This is a genomic window from Candidatus Mycobacterium wuenschmannii (genome assembly GCF_030252325.1).
GTDB classification, from domain to species: domain Bacteria; phylum Actinomycetota; class Actinomycetes; order Mycobacteriales; family Mycobacteriaceae; genus Mycobacterium; species Mycobacterium wuenschmannii.
Genome location: NZ_CP126981.1, coordinates 1,925,572 through 1,942,074 on the forward strand (window position 1 = coordinate 1,925,572; position 16,503 = coordinate 1,942,074).

General features: G+C 65.8%; 15 protein-coding genes. 7 read left to right on the forward strand and 8 right to left on the reverse strand.

The window, feature by feature from the left end; translation table 11 throughout:
- Nucleotides 1-2: 2 nt before the first annotated feature.
- Nucleotides 3-866 carry a mycofactocin-coupled SDR family oxidoreductase gene (locus PT015_RS09150; protein ID WP_285190306.1) on the reverse strand — a complete coding sequence of 288 codons (864 nt, stop codon included), beginning with the start codon at nt 864-866 and terminating at the stop codon, nt 3-5.
- 312 nt (nt 867-1,178) lie between these two features.
- Between PT015_RS09150 and htpG the strand changes: the two genes are divergently transcribed.
- Nucleotides 1,179-3,101 (forward strand): molecular chaperone HtpG, encoded by a 1,923-nt coding sequence (htpG, locus tag PT015_RS09155; protein WP_285190307.1) that lies wholly within the window; start codon nt 1,179-1,181, stop codon nt 3,099-3,101.
- Here htpG and PT015_RS09160 read toward each other — a convergent pair.
- Together PT015_RS09160 and PT015_RS09165 are read right to left on the reverse strand one after the other, a co-directional pair.
- Nucleotides 3,098-4,357 (reverse strand): acyl-CoA dehydrogenase family protein, encoded by a 1,260-nt coding sequence (locus PT015_RS09160; RefSeq protein ID WP_285190308.1) that lies wholly within the window; start codon nt 4,355-4,357, stop codon nt 3,098-3,100. The genes htpG and PT015_RS09160 overlap by 4 nt on opposite strands.
- A complete protein-coding gene (locus PT015_RS09165; protein ID WP_285190309.1) occupies nt 4,357-5,499 on the reverse strand; it encodes an acyl-CoA dehydrogenase family protein in 1,143 nt (380 codons plus the stop codon). Before PT015_RS09165 ends, PT015_RS09160 begins: the two co-directional genes overlap by 1 nt.
- A gap of 140 nt (nt 5,500-5,639) precedes the next feature.
- Here PT015_RS09165 and PT015_RS09170 point away from each other — a divergent pair, with 140 nt between their 5' ends.
- On the forward strand, nt 5,640-6,419 hold the full coding sequence (locus PT015_RS09170; protein WP_285190310.1) for a hypothetical protein: 780 nt from the start codon (nt 5,640-5,642) through the stop codon (nt 6,417-6,419).
- Nucleotides 6,416-7,027, forward strand: coding sequence for a hypothetical protein (locus PT015_RS09175; RefSeq protein ID WP_285190311.1), 612 nt, complete (start codon nt 6,416-6,418; stop codon nt 7,025-7,027). The genes PT015_RS09170 and PT015_RS09175 overlap by 4 nt, the downstream gene beginning before the upstream one ends.
- Here PT015_RS09175 and PT015_RS09180 read toward each other — a convergent pair whose 3' ends face one another.
- From PT015_RS09180 to PT015_RS09195, 4 genes are read right to left on the reverse strand one after another with little or no spacing between them, the layout of a single operon-like run.
- Complete coding sequence (locus tag PT015_RS09180) at nt 7,028-7,987, reverse strand: alpha/beta hydrolase (protein ID WP_285190312.1); 960 nt, start codon at nt 7,985-7,987, stop codon at nt 7,028-7,030.
- Between the two features lie 34 nt (nt 7,988-8,021).
- Nucleotides 8,022-9,182 carry an amidohydrolase family protein gene (locus PT015_RS09185; RefSeq protein ID WP_285190313.1) on the reverse strand — a complete coding sequence of 387 codons (1,161 nt, stop codon included), beginning with the start codon at nt 9,180-9,182 and terminating at the stop codon, nt 8,022-8,024.
- A complete protein-coding gene (locus tag PT015_RS09190; protein WP_285190314.1) occupies nt 9,179-10,231 on the reverse strand; it encodes an amidohydrolase family protein in 1,053 nt (350 codons plus the stop codon). The genes PT015_RS09185 and PT015_RS09190 overlap by 4 nt, the downstream gene beginning before the upstream one ends.
- Nucleotides 10,228-10,587, reverse strand: a complete 360-nt coding sequence (locus PT015_RS09195; RefSeq protein ID WP_285190315.1) for a Rieske (2Fe-2S) protein — start codon at nt 10,585-10,587, stop codon at nt 10,228-10,230. The genes PT015_RS09190 and PT015_RS09195 overlap by 4 nt, the downstream gene beginning before the upstream one ends.
- Nucleotides 10,588-10,686: 99 nt before the next feature.
- Between PT015_RS09195 and PT015_RS09200 the strand changes: the two genes are divergently transcribed.
- From PT015_RS09200 to PT015_RS09215, 4 genes are all read left to right on the forward strand, one after another.
- Nucleotides 10,687-11,910: a cytochrome P450 gene (locus PT015_RS09200; protein ID WP_285190316.1), complete on the forward strand. Its 1,224-nt coding sequence runs from the start codon at nt 10,687-10,689 to the stop codon at nt 11,908-11,910.
- Nucleotides 11,907-13,064 (forward strand): Zn-dependent alcohol dehydrogenase, encoded by a 1,158-nt coding sequence (locus PT015_RS09205; RefSeq protein WP_285190317.1) that lies wholly within the window; start codon nt 11,907-11,909, stop codon nt 13,062-13,064. Before PT015_RS09200 ends, PT015_RS09205 begins: the two co-directional genes overlap by 4 nt.
- Nucleotide 13,065: 1 nt before the next feature.
- Entirely contained in the window at nt 13,066-13,800 is a 735-nt protein-coding gene (locus tag PT015_RS09210) for an alpha/beta fold hydrolase (protein WP_313825886.1), read from the forward strand.
- Between the two features lie 116 nt (nt 13,801-13,916).
- Entirely contained in the window at nt 13,917-15,278 is a 1,362-nt protein-coding gene (locus tag PT015_RS09215; protein WP_285190318.1) for a 13E12 repeat family protein, read from the forward strand.
- Here the strand turns inward: PT015_RS09215 and PT015_RS09220 are convergent.
- Complete coding sequence (locus PT015_RS09220; RefSeq protein ID WP_285191017.1) at nt 15,275-16,495, reverse strand: cytochrome P450; 1,221 nt, start codon at nt 16,493-16,495, stop codon at nt 15,275-15,277. The two genes, PT015_RS09215 and PT015_RS09220, sit on opposite strands and share 4 nt — an antisense overlap.
- Nucleotides 16,496-16,503 lie beyond the last annotated feature (8 nt).

Sequence of the window (16,503 nt, forward strand, 5' to 3'; positions counted from 1 at the left end):
GCTCAGCTTCCCGACCACGGCTTCACCTTCAGGAAGCCGCCGCCGTCGACGCGCAGTTGTTGGCCGGTGATGTAGCGGGCGGCGTCGGAAGCCAGGAACAGCACCGCCTCGCTGATGTCTTCGGGCTCGACGTACGGGATCGGCATGGCCTGCACCAGCGGGAAGACGGGCTCGGCATCCTCGCGGGTGGGGTTCGGCAGATCGGGCCGGAACGCCCGGTACATCGGGGCGCTGTGCAGCATGTCGGTGTTGACGTTCGTCGGGTGCACCGCGTTCATCCGGATGGAGAACGGGGCGAGCGCGCGGGCGAAGTCGTTGACATAGTGTGCGGCAGCGATTTTCGCGAACGCGTAGCCGGCACCGCCGGGTCCGCCGTCGATGCCGGTGGTGTTCATCGACGACATGAACGCGGCGTTGGAGCCGATCACGATGATCGAGGCGCCGGATTCCAGGTGTTTGAGGCTGGCGTGCACCAGGTTCATCACCCCGCCGAGGTCCACGTCGACCGCGTCGGCGAACGCCTGCGCAGGCAGGCCCGCCGTCAGCGGGCAGATCCCGGCATTTGCGACGACGACGTCGAGGTGGCCGAGCTCGGCAACGCCACGGTCAACTGCGGCGGCGAGCGCGGCCCGGTCCCGTACGTCGGCGATCTCGGTGTGGACCCGCTGCCCCTCCTTTTCGACCAGGCGGGCGGTCTCGTCGAGGTCCTCCGGGCGGGCCAATGGGTACTCGTTGGTCTCGATGTCCGCGCACAGGTCGATCGCGATGATGTCGGCACCCTCGGCCGCAAGCATGCGCGCGTGGGAACGTCCCTGACCACGCGCGGCCCCGCTGACAACCGCGACCTTGCCCGCGACTCTGCTCATAGCCGATTCCCTCTCATCCGCTCAGCAACACGACCAGCGTTGGCGCTCAAGCCATTCGGTACGGGAGCCGGCGGCTGCATGGGTCGTCGTGGGCGCGGCAGGTGCGCTGACCCGACCCATGACTGGGATCGGATGAGCGTTCACCTTCATAGCTCTCTTCCACGGCGCTGCGTCATTGCAGGACAGGCTGACCAAAAATCTATCGTATCTATTCTACCTAAAATAGGAAAGACACCGAAAAGGTGCACGAAGTCATGCCAACGGCTCGTCCTGTAGCCTGCCCTCGAATACGGTCTGGTAGAGGGGAATCTCATGACTTCCGGCGTCGAGCAGTTGGAGTTTCAAGCCGAGGCACGCCAGCTCCTGGACCTGATGGTCCACTCGGTCTACTCGGACAAGGACTCGTTCCTGCGGGAACTGATCTCCAACGCCTCCGACGCACTGGACAAGCTGCGCATAGAAGCGTTCCGCAACAAGGACCTCGACGTCGACACGTCGGACCTGCACATCGAGATCGAAGTGGACACGGATGCCCGCACGCTGACCATCCGTGACAACGGCATCGGGATGACGCGCGCCGAGGTGGTCGACCTGATCGGCACGCTGGCCAAGTCGGGCACGGCCGAGCTGCGCCAGCAGCTGAAGGAGGCGAAAAACGCAGCGGTCTCCGAGGAACTGATCGGCCAGTTCGGCATCGGCTTCTACTCCACGTTCATGGTGGCCGACACGGTCGAACTGCTCACCCACAAGGCCGGCGACAGCGAGGCCATCAAGTGGGCGTCCAGCGGCGACGGCACCTACACGATCGAGGCCGTCGACAACGCTCCGCAGGGAACGTCGGTCACGCTGCACCTCAAGCCGGTCGACGCCGAGGACGCGCTGCACGACTACACCTCGGAGTGGAAGCTGCGGACGCTCGTCAAGAAGTACTCCGACTTCATCGCCTGGCCGATCCGGATGGAGGTCGAAAAGCGCTCCGAGGTCGATGGCGAAGAGACCGTCACCACCGAGGTCGAGACGCTCAACTCGGGCAAGGCGCTGTGGGCGCGGCCCAAGGACGAGGTCTCCGACGAGGAGTACAAGGAGTTCTACAAGCACATCGCGCACGCCTGGGACGAGCCGCTCGAGGTCATCTCGATGAAGGCCGAGGGCACGTTCGAATACCAGGCGCTGCTGTTCATTCCGTCGCGCGCCCCGCTGGACTTGTACGAACCCGAGGCCGGCACGGGCGTGCAGCTGTACGTCAAGCGCGTCTTCATCATGGGCGACTTCGACCAGCTCATCCCGCGATATCTGCGCTTCGTCAAGGGTGTGGTCGACGCACAAGACCTGTCGCTGAACGTTTCCCGCGAAATCCTGCAGCAGGACCGACAGATCACCGCGATCCGACGCCGGTTGACCAAGAAGGTCCTCTCGACCATCAAGGAGTTGCAGACCGAGCGCCCCGACGATTACCGCACCTTCTGGAAGGAGTTCGGCACGGTCCTCAAGGAGGGCCTGATGCGGGACTTCGACAATCAGGAGACGCTGCTCGAGATCTCGTCGTTCGCGTCGACGCACAGCGAGGACCAGCTCACCACGCTGGCCGACTACGTATCGCGGATGAAAGACGGCCAGCGGCAGATCTTCTACGCCACCGGTGAATCGCCGCAGCAGATTCTCAACGCCCCGCACCTCGAGGCGTTCAAGGCCAAGGGTTACGAGGTGCTGTTGCTCACCGACACCGTCGACGAGATCTGGCTGGGCTCGGTCACCGAGTTCGACGAGAAGCCACTGCAGTCGATCGCGATGGGCGATGTCGACCTCGACACCGAGGAAGAGAAGTCGGAGCACGAGGCCGAGCGCAAAGAGCAGGAGGAGAACTTCGCCGACCTGCTGGCCTGGCTCACCGAGACACTCGCCGACCAGGTCAAGGAGGTGCGGCTGTCCACCCGTCTGACCGACTCACCGGCCTGCCTGATCACCGACGCCTTCGGCATCACGCCGTCGTTGGCGCGCATCTACCGGGCTACCGGTCAGGACGTTCCGGTCGGCAAGCGGACGCTGGAACTCAACCCGACCCATCCGTTGATCACCGGTCTGCAGCAGGCGCACAAAGACCGCGGCGACGACCCGACGAACGGTGAGACCGCCGAATTGCTCTACGGCGCGGCACTTCTCGCCGAGGGCAATGCGCCCGAGGACCCGGCGCGGTTCGCCGAACTGCTGGCCAACCGGCTGTCGCGGACGGTCTAGCGTTCGACCCTGCCGTGCCTGACCTGATTGAACGGCACGCCACGATCGGCGGCGAATTCACGGGGGAAGTTCAGCACCCGCTCGCCGATCACGTTGCGGGCCAGCTCGCTGGTGCCACCGCCGATGCAAACCGACTGACGGGACAGGTAGCGCACACCGGTCTCCAGGCCGTCCCCCTCGGCGCCGACGACGCCCGCCGTTCCAGTGATGGCCAGCCCAGTGTCCATCTCCAAAGTGACTGTCTCGGCGTGGAATAACCGCAGCAGCGTGCCCGCCGCGGGTGGCAGCGACCCGTCGTTCACGCTGCGGAACACATGCCCGCCGAGTTGGTCGCTGACCGCGCGGTGCACCAGGGCCCGCCCCGCCAGTTGCCGCAACCGCTCGTTGTCGGAGTGCCCGGTCGTGGCCAATAGTCGCGGGTAGTTCACCGGGGTCGCCCGGCCGCCCTCACTGCCGCTGCCGCTGGCGAATTCGGAGCCCATCCCGACCGCGCGGCGCTCATGGTAGAGCTGGCGCGAGGCCACCGACCACCCGTCGTTGACCTCGCCGACGACCGCATCGTCGCCGACGTCGACATTGTCGAGAAACTCCTCGCAGAATTCCGTCGACCCGTTCAGTTGGGTGATGCGCCGCAACGTGATTCCGGGGTGTTTGATCGGCACCAGGAACATGGTCAAGCCCTCATGCTTGGGCACATCCCAGTTGGTGCGCGCCAGACACAGACCGTAGTCGGCGCCGAATGCGCTGGTGCTCCACGTCTTTGCGCCGTTGAGCACCCAGTGTTCGCCGACGCGCTCGGCGCGGGTGAGCACGCCCGCGAGGTCCGAGCCGCCGCTGGGCTCGGACAACAGCTGCACCAGGATCTCGTCGCCCCGCAGCGCCGCGTGGATGTGCTGACGCTTCAGTTCCTCACTTGCGGTGTCCAGCAACGTCGCACAGCAGATCGTGAAGGTCGGCGTGTTGAGGATCAGCGGCATCTCATAGCTGAGGCTCTCGTCGTTGAACGCCTTCTGGTATTCGTAGTCCAAACCCAGCCCGCCGTACTCGCGGGGAAAGCAGATGCCCGCGAATCCGCCGTCGTAGAGCCGCTTTTGGAGCTCGCGGGCGCGCAGCCAGCAGCTCTCTTCGTCGCGGTGGGCCGCCGGCGGGTGCGCCGGGTCGATCGGCGGCATGTTCTCAGCCAGCCAGGCGCGGGCCCGCGCGCGGAACTCGTCGATGGTCTCCGCGTCGGTCACGGTGCCGGCGGTCTCGGTCATCAGGCGGACCTCGCCGCGGGTTGCCCCGCCTCCTGCAGCGCGTACACCCGAAGGTTGTGCTCCTCCGGCGTGCCGAACATGGCGCGGTACAACGCGGCTCGGCGCAGGTACACATGCAGGTCGTGCTCCCACGTGACGCCGATGCCGCCGTGCATCTGCACGCAGGCCTGGATGATCTCGGTGGCCATCTCGCCGACATAGGACTTCGCGATGCTGGCCGACAGCGACGCGTCCGGAGCCCGGGTGGAGATGGCGGTCGCCGCGGCGGCGGTGGTTGCGCGGCACGCCTCCAGCCACATCTTCATGTCCGCGAATCGGTGCTTGAGCGCCTGATAGGACGCGAGCGGCCGACCGAAGCTGTGCCGGTCCAAGGCCCACGCGACGGTGAAATCGAAGACGGTCCGCAGGATTCCGACCACCTCGGCGCACTGCAGCACCTGCGCGATCTGGCCCTGCCGGTCGATCAGGTCGGCGGGTCCGTCCAGCACCGCGTTGCCGTCGACCTCAACGCCGTTGAAGCTCACCCGGGCGTACTGCTTGACCATGTCGATCGACTGCTGCGGTTCGACCTGCACGCCCGGCGCGTCGGTGGGGACCAGGAACTGCCGTACCCCGTCGTCGGTGCGGGTCACCACGAGCAACAGGTCGCTCTGCGCACCGGCCTCGACCCGGTCTTTGACGCCGTCGATCCGGAAGCCGGCGTCGGTCGCCGTCGCGGTGACCGATGGCTCCTGCGGCGCCCAACCCTGGCCGGGTTCGTACACCGCCCAGGACGCAACGGTCTCGCCGGCTATCAGCGCCTCGATCGTCTCCGCGTGAGCCTGCGGGTCCGCGGACTCCACCAGCGCGGCCAACACGATGCTGACCGGGAACAGCGGACCGGGGGCGACCGTCTTGCCGAGTTGCTCGGCGACCATGGCCAGATCGGCGAACCCGTCGCCGGAAACACTGCCGCCACCGAGCTCCTCCGGAACCAGCAGCGCCGTCCACCCCAACTCGGCTGCACGCCGCCACCATGCCGGCTCGAACGCGACCGCCTGAGAGTGCAACTCGCGCACCCGGCTCAGCGGAACCTCTTTCTGCAGAAATGCTTGGGTGGTGGAGGCGAAGAGTATCTTTTCGGGGGAATCGACGGCAGTCATGATGTTGGCTGGGCCTTTCTGGACCTGGCTGGACCTGGCTTCCCAGTCGCTGGTCGCGGGTGACGCGATGGTACCAATGAGCAATACCGTAAGAGATACCGGAGTTCAATCGATAATGACGTTGAGAAGCCGCGGCCGCCATGGCTGAGCAGGTCGACGAGCCGCAGGATTCCGCCGAGGCGAAGTCGGACGCGCTGGCGCTTGCCGAGCAGGCCGAGGCCGAGGCCGCCGAGGCCGAAGCGCTCGCGGCGGCCGCCCGGGCGCGCGCCCGCGCCATCAAGCTGCGGCGGGAAGCGGCGTCACAGTCCGACGCCGACGACGCTGTCGAAACGGCTGAAGCCGCCGAAGCCGAGACGACCGAGGAAGCCGAGGCGTCCGAGTCAATCGACGAGCCCGCGACCGCGGAAGCAACCGAGTCGGATCGGCGGCTGCGGGCACCGAGGCTCTCATTGGCCCTGACCGTCGCCGCGGTAGTCGCGATCGTCGGCCTGCTGGCGGCGAGCGGTTGGATGGCCTATCAGCACCACAACGTCTTGCGGGACCGCCAGCGCGCCGCGGCCTACGTCGCGGTCGCGCGGCAGGGCGCCGTCAACCTGACCTCGCTGGATTTCAACAAAGCCAAAGAGGACGTCCAACGCGTCCTGGACATCGCGACCGGTGAATTCAAAGACGACTTCCAAAAGCGCGCAGCCGATTTCGAGTCCGTGGTGAAGGATTCCAAGGCAGTCAGCGAGGGAACGGTCACCGTCACCGCCGTCGAGTCGATGAACCAGAATTCCGCCGTCGTCCTGTTACTGGTCAACGAGAGCGTCACCAATAACGCCGGGGCCAAGGACGCACCGCGCACCTTCCGGTTCCGGGTGCACGTTGTGCACGACGGCGACGACCTGAAGGTGTCGAAAGTGGAGTTCGTGCTGTGAGCGACGAGGAGACCACCGCCGACGTCGAGCCGACCGAAGGTGTCGAGATCGACAAGTCGGTTGAGAAGGAAGAAGACTCGACTGCGGCCGAGTCCGTCACCGGCGAGACGCTGGGCCGATCGAGCGCCATCCCGGTCGTCCCGTTGGCATTGGTACTGGGATTGCTCGCAGCCGGCGCTCTGGCCGGATGGCTGTTCTTCACGCAGTATCGGCCCGACCAGCAGACCGACAACGCGGTGGCGCAGAGCGTCGTCAACGCGGCGCGGGACGGCACGGTTGCCCTGCTGTCGTACAAGCCCGAAACGCTCGACAACGACTTCGCGGCGGCGAAGTCGCACCTCGGCGGCGACTTCCTGAACTACTACAACGACTTCACCGAACATGTGGTGACGCCGGCCGCCAAGACGAAAGGCGTGGCGACCACCGCTCAGGTCGTCGGCGCGGCACCGGCCGAACTGCATCCCAATTCGGCGGTGGTGCTGGTCTTCGTCAATCAGGTGACGACCAGCAAGGAGCGGCCCGATCCGGCGATGACGTCGAGCGCCGTGAAGGTGTCGCTGACCAAGCTGAACGGTCAGTGGATGATCACCAAGTTCGATCCGGTCTAGCTAGACCGCGAACGACCGCCGCAGCGTCTGGGCGTGCAACGCCGTGGCCTCTCGGGAGACCACCCAGTCGGGCACCACCGAGTCGAACCCGTGGAACGTGGCGGCATTGACATGCAGTTCCGTGTGCACGTAGGCGTGCAGCAACCGGTTGGCGTAGTCGATGGCCTCGTCGCGGCACGGGTCGATCTCGGCGCAACTGATGAACGCCGGCGGTAGACCCTCCAGGTTCGCCCGGTGCGCCGGGACGTCGTGCGCCGTCGCGGCGCCGTGGCCGAGGTAGTGACCCCATGCCCGGCTCACCGCGGGACCGTTGAGGCCCGGCGTGAGCTGAAACTCGCGGCGCGACGGCGTCGCATCGGAGTCGAGCATCGGTTGATGCAGCACCTGCGCCAGGATCGTCGGGCCTTCCAGGTCGAAGGTCCGCTGGGCCAGGGCCGCGACCAGCGCCGCGCCCGCGTCCCGGCCCATCACCACGACCCGGCTGCCGTCGGCATCCAGCGCGGAGCTGTTCTCGACGGCGTGGCGAAACGCCGCCTCGACGTCGTCGAGCGCCGCCGGGCAGGGGTGCTCGGGCGCCAACCGGTAGTCGACCGACACCACCAGGCAGTGGGCGTCGCGGGCGAGTTCCACGCAGTGCCCGTGGTCGGTGTCCAGGTTGCCGGTGACGAAGCCGCCGCCGTGGGCGTAGACCACCAGGGGCGCCGCCGAGGTGACCGGGCCGCGGTAGAGCCGAACCCGTAGTTGCCCACCGGGTCCGTCGATGCTGCGGTCTTCGATCTGGACGCCTGCGGTGTCGACGGCAGCGGCGCGCTCGGCGGCAACCTGAGCAGCCCGCTGACGCTCGGCCGGCAGTGATTCGGAGTGGAATTCGGCAATGTCGAGGCCGGCCGCGGCGTCACGCAGCGTGGGGTCGATGCGGCCCAAGCCACGGGGGCGTGCGCGGTCGGTCTCAGTCGTCATGCTCTAGCCCCTCGGAGTAGTTAGGTGACCCTATTTAAACGGTTGGCGGGGGGCGCTCGCCGGGCAGTGCCTTCACCGTCGGCGGCAGGCCGTACAGCTTGGTCGCGTTGCCTCGCATGATCCGCTCGCGCTGCGCCGCGGGGAACCGGTTGATCGCGTAGGTCGGGGCGTCGTAACTCCAGTGCGGATAGTCGGTCGAGAACATCAGGTTGTCGCCCATGTCCATCATCTCGACGTAGTCGCGGAACTGCTTGACGTCCGCGTCCTCCAACGGCTGGGTGGTGAACCGGACGTGCTCGCGGACGTACTCCGACGGCCGGCGCTTCACATGCGGCAGGTCGCCGCGCCGCGCTTCCCAAATGCGGTCCATCCGCGACATCACGGGCATGGCCCAGGTGAAGCCGCCCTCGACGAACACCACCCGAAGATCGGGGTGCCGGTCGAAGGCGCCGTCGAACACCAGGCTCATCAGATGCGAGACGTACAGCAGCGGCCACGACGCGAAGAAGTCGTGCCAGTGCGCCGGGTTGCCGACCGGGAATATCGGAATCAACTCGAACGGCGTCTGCCCCATCAAATGGGTGGCCACCGGCAGACCATTGGCCGACGCCGCTTTGTACAGCGGGTCGAAATGTTTGTTGCCGAAGGGGATTCCGCGGGTTTGCGGCGTCATCAGCACCTGGGCCATGTAGGGGTGGCCCGCCCAGCGCTGCACTTCTCGCGCCGCCATCTCCGGCGCCTGCGCGGTGACGCTGATCGATCCGCGCCAGCGGCCGTGGGCGTTGTTGCGCTCGAGCCAGACATCGGCGAGCCAGTCGTTGTAGGTCGACTTCAGCACGTGTTCGGCTTGCGGCAACTGCGCGTCGCACATCGGCTCGAGGGTCGCGATGCTGACCCCGGCGTCGACGAGCAACTGCTTGGCGGCGTAGTCGGGATCGGTGCCGGCGAAGCCGCCGCCGGGCGGCGCGGCGTCGACGCGCATCGACATCGTCTTGTACGAGTCCGGGGTGTCGTAGAAGTGCGGCAGCGGTGTGACGGCGTTGCCGGTCGGCCAGATCTTGTCGACCCACTCCGCCGGCGCGTAAGACTTGAGGACGTCAGCCGAGACCGGCATCGGGTGCACGTCGGTGTCGACGATCGCAACCGCGATCTCATCGCTCTCGGTGTGCGGTTCGGCCCGCTCGATGATGGTCATCCAGTACTCCCCTCGGCGGGTTCGTGAAGTCCATAGAGCTCGGCGGCGTTTCGCCACAGCACGGCGGCGCGCTGGGCGTCGTCCAAACCGCCCGCGGCGTCCTCGGGCGTCGACATCGACCAGTGCGGGTAGCCCGATCCGTACATCAGCAGATCGGCCTTGCCGGAGAACTCCATCCAGCGCTGCATCTGGTCGAGGTCGGTCGGCCCGTCGAGGGACGACGAGCAGAACCGGACATGGCCGGGCAGGTACTCGCTGGGATAGCGGTCGACCCACGGGGTCTGGTCACGCATAGACAGCCAGAACGTGTCGAGCCGCCACATCAGCGGCGTGAGAATGTCGTAGCCGCCGTCGGCGAAGACAAATCGGAGGCCGGGGTGCCGGCCGAACATGCCCTCGACGACCAGCGTCGCGAGGTGGACGAAGTAGTTCAGCGGCATGAAGGACGCGTAGCCGGGATAGGTGCCGGCGTGCCCGGCGAAGGTCGGCGCGTAATCGACCCCATTGCCGCCGTTGATGTGGACGGCCACCGGAAGCCCGTGTGCCGCAGCGGCTTCCCAGATCGGCTCGAATTGCGGCTTGCCGTACGGCTCGCGCGACTGCATCGGGACACCGACCTGGACCAGCTTGGGATGCACCGCCAGTCGTTCGATCTCAGCCACCGCTCCGCGCGGGTCTTCGGGGTTCACCCGGATGGTGCCGAGGAAGCGGTTAGTGGTGTCCGGTTCGAGCCAGCGATCCAGCAGCCAGTCGTTGACCGCGGCGCAGATCCGGCTGTTGAGCAGGTAGTCAGCAATGTTGCCGCGGGTCAACGGGTTCAGCACCGCGTAGTCGACGCCGGCATCGTCGAACAGGTGCCGGGCCACTGTCTCGCGATCCGACCCCGGATAGTGCTCGCCGTACAGGTCTTCGCGGTAGTTGCCGCCCGGCGCCTGGTACCACTGCTGCTCCACGTCAGGGATAGATCGCAGCTTGTGCGCGGCCGGTAGGTAGCGCCGTATTTCGGCGTTATAGCGAAAATGCGGCTGGACATTTGTGTCGATGATCATGCGGTCAGGTACACCTTCCCGTCGGCGACATCGACGTCGTAGGTGCGGATCCGCCGCTTCGGATCGGCCAGGTTCTGTCCCGTTGTGACGTCGAATTCCCAATTGTGCCAAGGGCATCGGACGATCTGGCCGTCCTTGACACGCTTGAGCCCACCCGGCTCGTCGGGATCGAATTCGTTCGTGCCGCCCAGCAGGCCCTCGCACAGCGGCGCGCCTTCGTGCGAGCAGTAGTTGACGATCGCGTGCACCGTGCCGGCGACGTTGTACACGCCGACACCGAACTTGCCGACGTCGACCAGTTTCATGGCGCCCGGCGGCAATTCGTCGAGCGAACAGACAAGTCGACGTTCAGCCACGTTAGATACTGTCCTCGTTACGGTAACCGCCTACAAGCCATTGGGCTTCGTTGCTATTTATATTATGATAACGAGATACCCGGTCACGAAGGAGCGGCAATGACGCTGCGCACCGAACAGTCCGATGTTGGTGATCAGCCGGTCGTCCTCGACACCACCGGCGAGACCAGCCCCTACCCGTACTTCGAGTACATGCGCCGCACCGATCCGGTGTTTCACGGCACGTTCATGGAGAACGATTTGATGCCGCCGGAACTCAAGGCGGACGACGAATGGGTGCTCTTCGGGTATGACGGCGTCTACCAGGGGTTCCGCGACGAGAAGGCATTCACGTCCGCCGCCTACGACAAGACCATCGGCCTGGTGATGGGCCACACCATCCTGGCGATGGAAGGCAAAGAGCACCACGACCACCGCAGCCTGGTGGCGAAGGCCTTCCGCGCGACCGCACTGCAGCGGTGGGAGCCCTCGGTTGTCGGACCCGTGTGCAACCAACTGGTCGACGAGATTAAGGCCGACGGTCACGCTGACCTGGTGAAGGCGTTGACCTTCGAGTTCCCCACCCGGATCATCTCCGAGCTGCTCGGCCTGCCCCGCGAAGACCTCGACATGTTCCGCCGACTTTCCCTCGGCCTCATCTCCATTCAGACCGATATCGAGGCGGGGTTGATCGCCGCCGGAGAGTTGCACACCTACTTCTCCGACCAGGTGGCGCAGCGCCGCCGCAAGCCGACCAACGACATCATCGGCGACCTGTGCACCGCGGAGATCGACGGCGAGAAACTCGACGACGAGGCGATCATCGCGTTCCTGCGGCTGCTGCTGCCCGCGGGGTTGGAGACCACGTATCGGTCGTCGGGCAACCTGCTCTACCTTCTGCTGACGCATCCCGAGCAGCTCGCAATGGTTCAGAAGGATCGCTCGCTGATACCGGCCGCGATGGAAGAGGGGCTGCGCGTCGAGACCCCGCTGACCATGGTCATGCGCACCACGACCCGCGACGTCGAGATCAGCGGGACGACGATCCCGGCCGGCGCTCAAGTCGACATGTGTATGGGGTCTGCCAACCGGGACGCGAGCCGCTGGAAGGATCCCAACACCTTCGACATCACGCGGCCCCGCCAGGCGCACATCGCGTTTGCCGGCGGTATTCATATGTGTCTCGGAATGCATCTGGCGCGCTTGGAAACTCGCGTGATGCTGGAAAGCCTGCTCGATCGCGTAGAGAACCTCAGGCTCGAGCCCGACGACGAGACCCGGATCGTCGGCGTGACGTTCCGCTCTCCCAACAGCCTGCCGGTGTCGTTCACCCCGGTCGCATGAAAAGCCGCGGCGCGATCCTGCACGACGTCGGCGGGCCGTGGTCTGTCGAGGAATTCGAGCTCGATCCCCCGAAGGCCGGCGAGGTCTTGGTCAAGATGGCTGCCGCCGGTCTGTGCCACTCCGACGACCACATCCTCAAGGGCGATATGTCCGCGCCCAACGAGGTGATGAAGTCGATGGGCCTGCCCTCGATGTTCCCGATGATCGGCGGGCACGAGGGTTCTGGCATCGTGCAGGAAGTGGGGCCCGGCGTCACCGACTACGCCCCGGGCGACCACGTGGTGATGTCGTTCGTCGCGGCGTGCGGCCAATGCCGTTGGTGCGCAACCGGAGCCGAGTACATCTGCGACGCCGGCATCGGAACCATGATCCCGGGGATGCCCACCGACGGCACCTTCCGCCACCACACCTCGGACGGGCGCGACCTGGGCCACCTAGCCAAGGTCGGGACCTTCGCCGAACACACTGTCGCGTCGACCAATTCGTTGGTGAAGGTCGAGCCGCATCTGCCGTTGGTGCCGATCGCATTGTTGTCATGCGCCATTCCGACCGGTTACGGATCGGTGTCCAACCGCTCGAACATGCGCGCCGGTGACACCGTCGTGGTGATCGGCGTCGGCGGCATCGGCACGGCCGCGATCCAGAGCGCCCGGATCAACGGCGCCGCGCAGATCGTCGCCGTCGATCCCGTTGAGTTCAAACAGAAGTCGGCACTGCGCTTCGGTGCGACGCATACCGCCGCGTCGGCCGAAGAGGCGATGGATCTGGTGCGTGGCCTGACCTTGGGCGTGATGGCCGACGCGGTGGTGGTGTCCCCGTCGTTGATGAGCCGCGAGGACGTCCGCGACGGAGTCGCACTGACCCGCAAGGGCGGCACCTGTGTGCTCACCGGGATGACGTCGCAGCTGACCCAGTCGGTCAAGATCAATCTGCAGGACTTCATCCTGATGAACAAGACGTTGGCGGGCACCATCTTCGGCTCGTGCAACATGAAGTCCGACATCGCCCAGTTGGCGAAGCTCTACCAGAGCGGGCAGTTGCTGCTCGACGAGATGATCACCCGGCGGTACCGTCTCGACCAGATCAACGAGGCCTACGCAGATCTGCTCAACGGTGAAATCGTCCGCGGCATAATCGATTACGGGACGGCCTAGCCTGCCGGCTCTCGTTCTCGTCCACGGCGGCGAGCACTCGGCGGACTGCTGGGACTTAGTTGTCAACGAACTACGTCTCTTGGCGCCGTCGTTGCCGGTGCTAGCGGTGGACATGCCCGGCCATGGCGCAGTGCCCGGCGACCTGACGACGGTCGGTATCGCGGAATGCGTGCGGTCGGCGGTCTCGCAAGTGGATGCCGCAGGGTTGAACGAGGTGATCGTGGTTGGGCATTCGCTGGCCGGGCTGACAGTGCCCGGAATGGTTGCCGCGCTGGGGTCGTCGCGGGTGCGGGAGATGGTGTTGGCTGCAGCCTGTGTGCCGGCCCAAGGCACGGCGATTGTCGACACTCTCGTCGGGCCGCTGGCCTGGTACGTGCGGCGTGCGGTGCGGCTGCGCAAGTCGCCGTCGGTGACGCCGAACCTGTTGAGCCGCTTGATCTTCTGCAACGGTATGACGCGAGCGCAACGCCGCTACGCGCTGTCGCGGATTCACCCGGAGGCGGTAACGGTGATCGCCGAGGCGGTCGATCGCAGCGACCTGCCCGCCGACGTTCCGCGGACCTGGATTCTGACGCTGCGCGATCACGCGCTGTTTCGCAGGACGCAGTTGCGCAGCATCGAAGCGCTCGGCGGGGTACAGACGCTGATTCCCGTCGATACCTGCCACGACCTGATGATCAGCGAGCCGCGGCTGGTCGCGGAGATACTGCTCGAGCGGTGTCGGTTGTACTCCTGAGGCCGCGCAGTCACCTGGCCCGCGGCCACCCCGGCCCGCGAAATCACTTGTGTCACTGTGGTTTCGCCTGTGGACAACTTTCTGCACGTGTCAGAGTCTTTGGCTATCATTCGAACATGCGTTCTAGTAGCCGCGACGAAGTGTTCGAGGGTCTCGACGCGCTGCGAACTGCCTGGAAGCGCATGTTGGAGCTGACGTTTGACGCGCTCACCACCCCTGAGCGGCTGAACGTGCTGGAAGCACTTGAGCAGATGCGATGCGCACAACCGGCCATCGAGCACGCGCTGATCAATGAGCTTGCCCGGGTCGAGCCCGCGGTGTTGGGCGGCAAACTCGCGCCGGTGTTGGCGGATCGGTTGCGGATCAGCCGTTCCGAGGCGTCGCGGCGGGTGCACGAAGCCGAGGATCTGGGCGAGCGACGGGCGCTGAACGGTGAGCCATTGGCCCCGGTGCTTTCGGCGACCGCCGCCGCACAGCGCAACGGGCAATTGGGTGCCGGGCATGTGGCGGTGATCCGCTCGTTCTGGAACCGGATTCCGGAGTTCGTCGACATCGAGACCCGCGCGATCGCCGAGGCCAAGCTGGCTGATCTGAGCCTGGAGCACCGCCCAGATGAGCTATCGAAGCTGGCCGACAAGCTGATGGACTGCCTCAACCCCGACGGCGACTTCTCCGACGTCGATCGCGCGAAGCGGCGTGGGGTGTCCATCGGCCGCCAGGACACCGACGGCATGCGCAAGGTGACCGGCTACCTGACACCGGAGGCGCGGGCGACGTGGGACGCGGTCTTCGCCAAGTTGGCCGCCCCCGGCATGTGTAACTCCGACGACCTCGAACCCTGCGTCAGCGGAACACCGTCGGAAGCCCAAATTCAGGGCGACACCCGCAGCCTGGCGCAGCGCACCCACGACGCCCTCGTCGCCGCCGGCCGCGCGCTGCTGGCCTCCGGCGATGTGGGTCAACACAACGGCCTGCCCGCCTCGATCATCGTCACCACGACACTGCAAGAACTCGAAGCCGGCGCCGGCCGCGGCCTCACCGCAGGCGGCACCCTGCTGCCAATGTCCGACATCATCCGCCTCGCATCGCACGCCCACCACTACCTGGCGATCTTCGACCACGGCAAAGCGTTGGCGCTGTATCACACCAAACGTCTCGCCTCGGCTGCGCAGCGAATCATGTTGCACGCCAGGGACCGTGGCTGCACCTTCCCCAACTGCGACGTATCGGGCTACCACTGCGAGGTCCACCACGACGACCCCTACAGAAACAACCCCGTCACCGACATCAACACACTCACCCTCACCTGCCACCCCAACCACGCCATGACCGAACAAGGCTGGACCACCCGCAAAAACACGCGCTACCAAACCCAATGGATCCCACCCGCACACCTCGACCGCGGCCAACCACGCATCAACACCTACCACCACCCCGAAAAACTGCTCCGCGACGGCGAAGACGACGAGGGGCTCTAGCGCAGCGAATACCGGACCGGCAGATGCTTGAGCCCACCGACAAAGGTTGTTGCGACGTGTGCCGGATCGCCAGTCAGCTCAATCGAATTCAACCGCGGCACCAACTCGGAGAAGAAGCTGCTGACTTCCATCCGGGCCAGCGCCGCGCCGAGGCAGAAGTGCACGCCGTAGCCGAAGGCCAGGTGCTTGTTGGGGTCGCGGCCGACGTCGAAGCGGAACGGATCGGTGAAGACCTCTTCGTCGCGGTTGCCTGACACATAGGACAGCAGCAACGACTCCCCCGCCGCGATCGGGACGCCGCGCACGGTCGTGTCCTCGGCGGCGGTCCGCATGAACTCCTTGACGGGAGTGGTCCACCGGATCATCTCCTCGGTGGCCAGCGGCATCAGGTCGAGATCCTCACGCAGCCGGCGTAATTGGTCGGGGTTGTCGACGAGCGCGTGCAGCCCCCCGGAGATGGTCGCGCTCGTCGTGTCATGCCCGGCCGTCGCGACAATCAGGTAGTACGACACCGTCTCGATATCCGACAGCGGCTCGCCATCGATGCGGGCATTGGCGATGGCAGACGCCAGATCCTCGGTCGGGTGCTCGCGCCGCGACGTGGTGACGCCGTTGAAGTAGCCGAACATGTCCAGCAGCGCCGGCAGCTGATCCTCGTTGCTGCTGCCACGCTTGAATTCGTTGTCGTCGCTGCCGAATAACTCCTGAGTGAGCTTGAGCATCCGCGTGAAGTCGGACTCGGGTATGCCGAGCAGCGACATGATCACGAACAGCGGGTAATTCACCGCGACCTCTTGCACGAAGTCGCATTCCGGCCCGACGGCCAGCATCTTGTCGACATAGGTCTTGGCCAGCTCGTCGACACGAAGCTTCAACGCCCGCATCGCCTTTGGGCGAAACCAATCCGCACCGATCGCCCGTACGACCCGGTGCTGCGGATCGTCGAGGTGGATCAGTGTCTTCACCCCGGCGGCGGCCTGCAATTCGTCGCCCTCGGTCGTCGTCAGCACCGGGCGGGGCCAATTGGTGAACAACATGTTGTTGCGCTCGATATTCATGATGTCGGCGTGTTTGGTGATCGCCCAGAACGGCCGGTAATTCGGCACATCAACCAGCGACACCGGAGCGTTGGCCCGCAGATGCGTCAGCGCCGCATGCAACGACGCCTCGTGGGTGTAGGCCTGCGGGTCGGCGAACACCTTGGCAGCTTCGTCCATCGTCGGCG